We start from the raw sequence: 7,426 nt of genomic DNA, 5'->3' as shown, positions 1-7,426 counted from the left end.
CAACATTGAGAGGTCTCAAAAAATTGTCCATGCAAGCGATGCTTACTTTTGCTGCCATGAACTTAAAGAAGATGGCAACTTGGACTTGGGAATCTGGAAAAATGGCATAAAAGTATCCAAGGAAGAGGTTTGTAAAGCATTAAATTACTTAAAAATGAACAAAAAGGCATCCGGATAGAGACATCCGGATGCCTTTTGTCTACAAACTGAATCTGTCTGTTTTACAGACAGATCAAGACATACCGCTTTTTCTTATTTTTTCATCCGATATATTGTGATAGAAATAATTATATTCGTTTTTCAATTCGCTAATGGTCATCTTTGTTAAAACATGCTGATTATATACCCCTATGGCCATAAGTTTCTGTGAATAGTATGCTCTTTGCTCTTCCAGCGCATTTTTCAGAAATTTACTCATCGCGGTTAACCACTCCATCTATTTATCGTTACGTCTAAGATACCCAAAAATTGTTAGGAGATGATTAAAGCAATGTAAAGATTCTCTAAGCAGTTATTAAGATTAGGAAAAAGGGTTAGAAGATAAAAACAATGGTCAAACTGCTCTAAAACTGAGAAAGCAGGTTTTAGTACAGTGAACTCATTCGAACTTATTGGATACAGTGAGCCAGAAGGTCAATTATACTTTTTAAATCAAAGTGAACCCTGCTTGTTACAGCTTTTTATGCTCTTTCAAACTTCAAACGGCATTGCCCTATCCGTTTTTCACCACGAAAAGCTGAAATTTGAAGAAGCAACCATCCTTTATCAGCAGGAAGAATTACAATCATGGTATGCCGATCTTCGAAATTCAATATATTCCCTTTAAACATTTGACAAAAAATTGGTCAGATTTTCTGCCACATCTTCATGAACTTATAGGAAATTACGCTATACTATGGGGAAGAAAGGTTTCTCAAGGGGGATGTTCATGAAAGAAAATCACTCCTACAGGGAGAAAAAAGTGATTACGATCGGAACGGTAAGCGAAATAACAGGACTTTCTGTCAGGCAGATCCGCTACTATGAAGAACGCCAGCTAATTTTTCCCCATCGGAGCGATAAAGGAACAAGAAAATATTCGTTTACGGATATCGAAAGATTAATGGAAATAGCAGATATGAGAGAAGAAGGTGTTCAAACAAGTGAAATACTGAAGGATTTTAAGAAGAAGGAAAGCAAAGGCATCGATAAAGATTTAAGAAAAAAAATGCTTCAAGGCCAGTTGAATGCCCATTTTCATTACAAACCCGATGGCCAAACACACCAATAAAGGACACCGCTAAAAATGATAAAAAGGAGGAAAACATATTTAGGCGAGACTTTTTTCCTCCTTTGTTGTGTTTAAGTGCTTTTTGTTTTAGGAATCGGCACCTCTAAATTTTTATTAAAAAGGATCGCAGCCAGATTGACAAGCAAAAAGGCCATAGTGATAAAAAAGACGTCCCTTATGCTGTAAGCCGCAGCGACTGTACTGCCGATCAATGGCCCTACCAGATTACCGAGAAATCGTGCTGAAGAATTAATTCCAAATGCTGTACCCTGTAAATGTTTTGGTGATAATTTTTTCACTAGGACGTTTAAAGAAGGCAGCATGCCTCCTATAAATAAGCCCAGGAAAAAGCGGCCGATTAACAAAACAGAAATACTATGAGCAAGCAGCTGAGGTATAAATGAAACAGATGACATAATCAGAGAAAAAATCAGGATCTTCCTCTGCCCAATTCTGTCACCCATTCTGCCAAGCAGCGGTGATCCGATTAAGTTGGCCACCCCGGTAACAGCACTGACCATGCCCACAATTAGAGCTAAATGAGCGCCATCATAAATCGATTTGGTAAAAATAGATAAAATCGGCTGAATACTCATTACAGCGACTTGAGTCACTGCTGAAGCAATAAATACAGGCAATAACGGCTTGAGTTCTTTCCAATCACCCTTTTGTCTTTTTTTCATTTTTACATTTTTAGTGCCAGCTTCTTTTATGAAGAAGAAGACAACAACTCCTGCCAGTAAAATAAGAGCTCCAGTGACAAAAAAGACTCCGCTATAACCGAAGATTTCAGCAAGTATCCCGCCTGCGAGCGGTCCAAATAACGTTCCGACAATTTGACCTGTCTGCAGAGTGCCAAGCGCTTTCCCCGATTCTTCGTCTGGCGTAACAGATGCCTGCAATGAGATAGACATGGAGATAAAGCCAGAAAAAAGGCCGTTGACAAGCCGTAAAATCAAAAGCTGCCAAGGACCTGATACGATGCCCATTAATGCTGTAACAACTCCCATACCGATACTTGAGCGTATGAGCATGACCTTTCTTCCGTACCTGTCTGCCAGTGAGCCCCATAGAGGCTGAAATAAAAAGGAGGTTAGAAATTGAGCTGAAAATATCCATCCTGTCCACCTAGCAACATTCCCTGGATCATGAACGCCAAGGGTTCCAATATACAAAGGCAAAAACGGAATGATCAGACTTGCTCCTGCAGCAATAAGAAAGTTAGCGGGCCAGAGAATCCAAAGTGTTCGTTTCCAATACATTTTTTATAGCACCTTCGTTCCTAGATTAGTTCCAAATGAATTTGAACTAAAAGCAGTTGCAAGTTTTAAAAAAGCCTGATTGACTGCCGCACTTTATTAAAATGGATAACCTTCAATCAATCTTTGCAAATTTTCCTGAAGATGGCTTTTCATTAAGTCCTCTGCTCTATCAGCTTCTCCTTTTTCAATCGCCTCATAGATCTGTTCATGTTCCTTGCAAGAACTGGATTGAAATTTCGACTGATACCGAAACAGCAATATTATAGCTTCTGTTTTGGAAAAAGCATCAATCATATATTGGTTCTCAGTAAATTCTACTATCAGATGGTGGAATGCTGTACTTGCTTCAGCAGACTCCGCTTTGGTCCCTTTTTTGTTTACTTCTATATGCTGCTTCAGCTCAAGCAGCAGCTTTTCGCCCCCCACTTTAGCAGCATGTGCGCAGGCATAGCCTTCAATAAGCATTCTAAGCTCATAAATATCCTTTAAATCTTCAATTGCCGGTTGAATAACATGCTTTCCTTGTACCAGTCCATCTTGTTCAAGTCTTCGCAATGATTCACGAACAGGTGTCCTAGAAACGCCCAAAAGAGCCGCAAGTTTTTCTTCCACCAGCTTTTGACCCAGAGGAAGCTCTCCTGTCATAATCATTTTGCGGAGAATTTCATAAGCCTGATTATAGGCATGTTCATGTTTTATAATAGGCGTCACTTTGCCAGCACTCCTTTTTCGCTCACTTCTTTTGTATACAGTATACAATTAATAATAAAACCCGTAAACTATATGAACTTGTTTATAAGTGCTTCACTCTTTTTTGCATAAAAAAAGAACGGCTGAGCTTAGCCGTTCTTTTCAATACCGTTATATAAGTATTTCTTATTCTTTGCTTGTCGGGGCTGAACAGTCGGCTCCGCTTTTCTTTTTGTCCAGCTCCTGCGCCTAGCCCCTCGAGGTCACTTCAGCTAAATCCAAAAAGTCAAAACCGGACTTTTCGGATTTGGCTTCCAGTGCTTGTCGGGGCTGAACAGGCGCTTCCGCTTTTCTTTATTCCAATCTAAATTGATTGACTGATTGATTTAGCTGGGTTGATAAGCTTGATAGGCTAATCGCGTTGTTTTTTACTTCTTCTGTTGCTTGTGTGGATTGTTCTGCTGCTGCGGCTGTTTCTTCTATTCCTGCTGCTGATTCTTCAGAAACAGCAGCTATGCTGTTAATGCTTTCGTTCATTTTTTCGCCATTTTCTTTGACATTTCCCAATTCTCGATTGATGGAGAGGATCTGTAAAGTTGACTGATCGAGTGCTGTTTGGATTTCATTGAAGGTCTTTCCGGTTGCATGAATGGATTCCTTCCCTTTAACTACTTGAAGGTAGCCGCCCTGAAGATCGTCTGAAACCTGTTTCGTTTCGTTTCTGACCTTTTTGACAATCTGGGAGATATCATCTACTGAATGAGAGACCTGCTCAGCAAGCTTCCTTACCTCATCTGCAACTACTGCAAATCCTTTTCCATGCTCCCCAGCTCTTGCTGCTTCAATGGCAGCATTTAATGAAAGGAGATTTGTCTGATCAGCAATCGTTTGAATAACTTCAACGAGCTTTGAAATTTGTCCTGATTGAAGGTCAAGCCCTTTTACCTTTTCAACAGTTGCTGTCATAAGCTGGTAGATATTATCCATGTCAACGATGGAAGCATTCATTAGCTTGCTGCCTTCTTTTGTTTTAACAAGGACTTCTTCTGATGATGCCGAGACTTTTTGTCCGCCTTTTACTGCTTCTGTAATTCTCTCAATAAACCCTGTCATGTTCTCTGAGAGTTCTGAGGCAGAATAAGCCTGGCTTTCAGCACCTGACGTGAGCTCCTGCATGGTGGAAGCAATTTGCTCACTTCCTTCTCTTACTTGGTCAGCAGATGATTTCAGCTGAATACTTTGCGATTCAATAGATGCGGCAGCGAGATTGATTTCCTTCACCAGCAAATGAAGCTGTGATCCCATTCTGTTAACAGATTTGGTCAGCACTCCAAGCTCATCCTTCGATGTTATTTCCAATGGTTTGTGGTGCAGTTCCCCTGCAGTGATTTGATTCAGTCTTTGAACAAGCTTTAAAACAGGCCCTGTGATCGATTTTGAAAATCTTGCTGCCATCAGGGCACCGGCAACAATAATAATAACAGATAGAATAAGGCCGATCCAAAGAATAGCAGAGCCGCTGTTAATAATACTTTCACCCTTTGCCCCAATCTGCCCTTCTCTTTTCTTAGCTATCGTTTCAAAGTCTTTTAATATCTTATTTGACTGATCGGCTGCCTCGGTGGTCAGTGTTTGTGTAGCCGTTATTTTAAAACCTGATTCATAAGGCAGAATTACTTCTTTCATTATAAAATTTTGCCACTTGACCGTTTGGCCAATTAGTTTTTTTGTCTCTTTTTCATTCGTCACATTTAACAATTTCTTTTCCAAATCATTGCTTTTCTTGACCAGATTGAGAAAGTCATCTTTGTAAGAGGTTTTATTGTAAAGAAAATAGGCTTGAACAGAAGAAATTTGCTGTGAAATATTAAAAGTGAGCTGTTCTTCCAAAATAAGAGATTGAAGTTCTTGATTAATAATGGAATCTGTTTCATGCTGAACCATCTTGGTACTAAAAAAATTAACGCCAGCCATAAGGACACATAATCCTATGAGAATAGTAAAGCATCCAATCAGTTTTTTTCTGATTCCCATTGAAAATCGAAACATAGTAAAGTCCCCCCAGTAATTCTATCTATTACCATTTTACTATCTAAATTTTTTAAAAGAAACAAAAATTCGAAAAATTGTAGCTTATTTTGTCGTATACGTTGTCCTTTTGTCGCTAATTGAAGATTTAGTAAATAAATTTCCAATGCAATTTATTAACAATTTTGGACAATATTACGATATAATAATTAACAGATATATACATTATGACATTTTCGCAGAGGAGGTACTGTTTATGAACCTGCTAGAGATCGTAATAGAAAAATATCGCTGCCGAATGGTGGATGTTGCAGATAAATATGGATATACAGCGAGGGAAACAGTAGAAATCAGCCAAAACCTCGGCAGATTGCTCAATATTAAAATGGTCCTTCAGCTTAGCGGAACGATGGAAAAACCAAGCTCTTATTATTATGGCTCTTAATTATAATGTGCGGCTGAACAATAGCCTGTAATAGAAAAACACTCGCCCCCATAAAGGAGCGAGTGTTTTTTATTACATAAGATAAGATAGGAATGCAGTAGCAATTCCGAAATAGATTGTTAAAGATAAAATATCATTAAGGGTTGTAATAAGCGGACCGGATGCAATAGCCGGATCAATTTTAAGCTTATGAAGGATAAGCGGGATCAGCGTTCCTGCCATCGTTCCAATAATTAGCGTTAAGAACAGGGAACTCCCGACAACTAAACCTAAGAGCGGATTACCCTGCCATAGAAGGGCAATAATTGTGATAAACACCGCACAGACAATTCCAATAATAAAACCGACTCTCAATTCCCTTAATATAAGATTTACCACGATTTTCCGGTCAAGGTCATGCTGAGCAAGTCCCCGGATCACAACAGCCAAGGATTGGGTTCCAGTGTTTCCTGTCATACCGGCAATCATTGGCATGAAAAAAGCCAGAGCAACAACCTTATTTAAGGTTCCTTGAAAGATACTGATAATGCTGCCGGAGACAAGTCCGATAAACAGCAAAAGAATTAACCAGGGCAAACGGCGGTAGGCTGCAACAAACGCTTTTGTATCGAAATCGATTGCTTTACCAGAAGCTGCAAATTTTTCATAATCTTCGTTTGCTTCCTGAATGACAATGTCGATTACATCATCGACAGTAACAATTCCCACAAGCTCGTGACCTCCTTCTACAACAGGAATCGCCAAGAAGTCATACCGTTCAATCAGCTTCGCTACCTCTTCCTGATCTGCATAGGCATCTATTGAAATAACACGAGTATACATCAGTTCTTCAATTTTATCATTTGGTTCGCCAAGGATCAGATCCCTGTAAGAGACGACTCCTACAAGGTGTTTCTTTTCATTAATGACATATAAATAGTTAATGGATTCAGCAATTTCAGCAAACATTTTCAGTTTTGCCACAGCATCCATTACCGAATAATTCATTGGGATCCACACATAGCGGTTGGTCATAATACGGCCGGCCGTTTCAGGCGGATAATTCATAAGAGTCTGAACCGCTTTGGATTCTTCATCTTCCATGCTTGATAAAAGCTGATCTTTTAATTCAGGATCGAGCTCATCCAGCAAAATAGCAAGGTCATCATTATCCATTTTATTAATAACCTTGACGCCTTTTTCCTTGCCTACTTTATTGAATATGGCAAGCTGATATTGCAGTTCCAGTTCCTGCATCATAATCGTTATATTATCGACGGTTAAAAAAGACAAAAAACGTGTGTGATGTTTTTCAGGCAGTTCTTTAAATATACTTGCCATATCATATGGCTGGAGTTCTTCAAAAAGTTCGAGGAAATCCTTTTTCTTCCCGTCCTTCAGCAAAAGGATAATTCTAAGAAGGATTTCATTGTATGTCATGTTTTTTACCACGGTTGGTTCCCCCTATATACTGAAGGCACCATCCACAAGAGAGTGTCTATACGGACAGGCCTTCAATCTTTTATTTAATTTGAAATTTTCCGCTGTCTTTCCCGATCGGGGACTATCCATATAAACACCTCCACATCTTATAAGAACTTTTTTAATGAGTAACTTATTATATCGTATTCCTTGCACTTCATTATGCTTTAAAACTCAAAAACTTTATCGGCTTTTCTTATTCATAAAATGATAAAATATGATAGAAGTAAGAAATAAAATAAAAAAACACACCTTTGAATGAAGGCGTGT

General features: G+C 38.9%; 8 protein-coding genes. 3 read left to right on the top strand and 5 right to left on the bottom strand.

The window, feature by feature from the left end; all coding sequences use genetic code 11:
- Positions 1-232: 232 nt before the first annotated feature.
- Entirely contained in the window at positions 233-418 is a 186-nt protein-coding gene (locus tag ACOT8F_RS05105) for a stress protein (protein ID WP_421650468.1), read from the bottom strand.
- A 174-nt stretch (positions 419-592) separates the two neighbouring features.
- On the opposite strand from ACOT8F_RS05105, the gene ACOT8F_RS05100 reads away from it, so the two are divergent.
- Complete coding sequence (locus tag ACOT8F_RS05100; protein ID WP_421650467.1) at positions 593-826, top strand: hypothetical protein; 234 nt, start codon at positions 593-595, stop codon at positions 824-826.
- Between the two features lie 102 nt (positions 827-928).
- Complete coding sequence (locus ACOT8F_RS05095; RefSeq protein ID WP_421650466.1) at positions 929-1,270, top strand: MerR family transcriptional regulator; 342 nt, start codon at positions 929-931, stop codon at positions 1,268-1,270.
- 71 nt (positions 1,271-1,341) lie between these two features.
- On the opposite strand, the gene ACOT8F_RS05090 is transcribed toward ACOT8F_RS05095, so the two are convergent.
- The 3 genes from ACOT8F_RS05090 to ACOT8F_RS05080 all read right to left on the bottom strand — a co-directional run bounded on the left by ACOT8F_RS05090 (position 1,342) and on the right by ACOT8F_RS05080 (position 5,271).
- Positions 1,342-2,532 (bottom strand): MFS transporter, encoded by a 1,191-nt coding sequence (locus ACOT8F_RS05090; protein ID WP_421650465.1) that lies wholly within the window; start codon positions 2,530-2,532, stop codon positions 1,342-1,344.
- 96 nt (positions 2,533-2,628) lie between these two features.
- Positions 2,629-3,243 carry a GntR family transcriptional regulator gene (locus tag ACOT8F_RS05085; protein ID WP_421650464.1) on the bottom strand — a complete coding sequence of 205 codons (615 nt, stop codon included), beginning with the start codon at positions 3,241-3,243 and terminating at the stop codon, positions 2,629-2,631.
- Positions 3,244-3,576: 333 nt separating this feature from the next.
- Positions 3,577-5,271, bottom strand: a complete 1,695-nt coding sequence (locus ACOT8F_RS05080) for a methyl-accepting chemotaxis protein (RefSeq protein ID WP_421650463.1) — start codon at positions 5,269-5,271, stop codon at positions 3,577-3,579.
- Positions 5,272-5,506: 235 nt separating this feature from the next.
- Here ACOT8F_RS05080 and ACOT8F_RS05075 point away from each other — a divergent pair, with 235 nt between their 5' ends.
- A complete protein-coding gene (locus tag ACOT8F_RS05075) occupies positions 5,507-5,695 on the top strand; it encodes an aspartyl-phosphate phosphatase Spo0E family protein (RefSeq protein ID WP_421650462.1) in 189 nt (62 codons plus the stop codon).
- A gap of 72 nt (positions 5,696-5,767) precedes the next feature.
- On the opposite strand, the gene mgtE is transcribed toward ACOT8F_RS05075, so the two are convergent.
- Entirely contained in the window at positions 5,768-7,126 is a 1,359-nt protein-coding gene (gene mgtE / locus ACOT8F_RS05070; RefSeq protein ID WP_421650461.1) for a magnesium transporter, read from the bottom strand.
- Positions 7,127-7,426: the final 300 nt, after the last annotated feature.

Source organism: Chryseobacillus diguaensis (assembly GCF_049220665.1).
Lineage (GTDB): Bacteria > Bacillota > Bacilli > Bacillales > Bacillaceae > Metabacillus_B.
The sequence above is the reverse complement of the archived record's forward strand: the minus strand, read 5'-3'. Positions and strand labels throughout refer to the sequence as shown.

What these genes read in the sequence shown, in the direction of transcription:
- ACOT8F_RS05080 (WP_421650463.1), bottom strand. Translation starts at nt 5,271, where the DNA reads ATGTTTCGATTTTCAATGGGAATCAGAAAAAAACTGATTGGATGCTTT.
- ACOT8F_RS05095 (WP_421650466.1), top strand. Translation starts at nt 929, where the DNA reads ATGAAAGAAAATCACTCCTACAGGGAGAAAAAAGTGATTACGATCGGA.
- ACOT8F_RS05075 (WP_421650462.1), top strand. Translation starts at nt 5,507, where the DNA reads ATGAACCTGCTAGAGATCGTAATAGAAAAATATCGCTGCCGAATGGTG.
- ACOT8F_RS05105 (WP_421650468.1), bottom strand. Translation starts at nt 418, where the DNA reads ATGAGTAAATTTCTGAAAAATGCGCTGGAAGAGCAAAGAGCATACTAT.
- ACOT8F_RS05090 (WP_421650465.1), bottom strand. Translation starts at nt 2,532, where the DNA reads ATGTATTGGAAACGAACACTTTGGATTCTCTGGCCCGCTAACTTTCTT.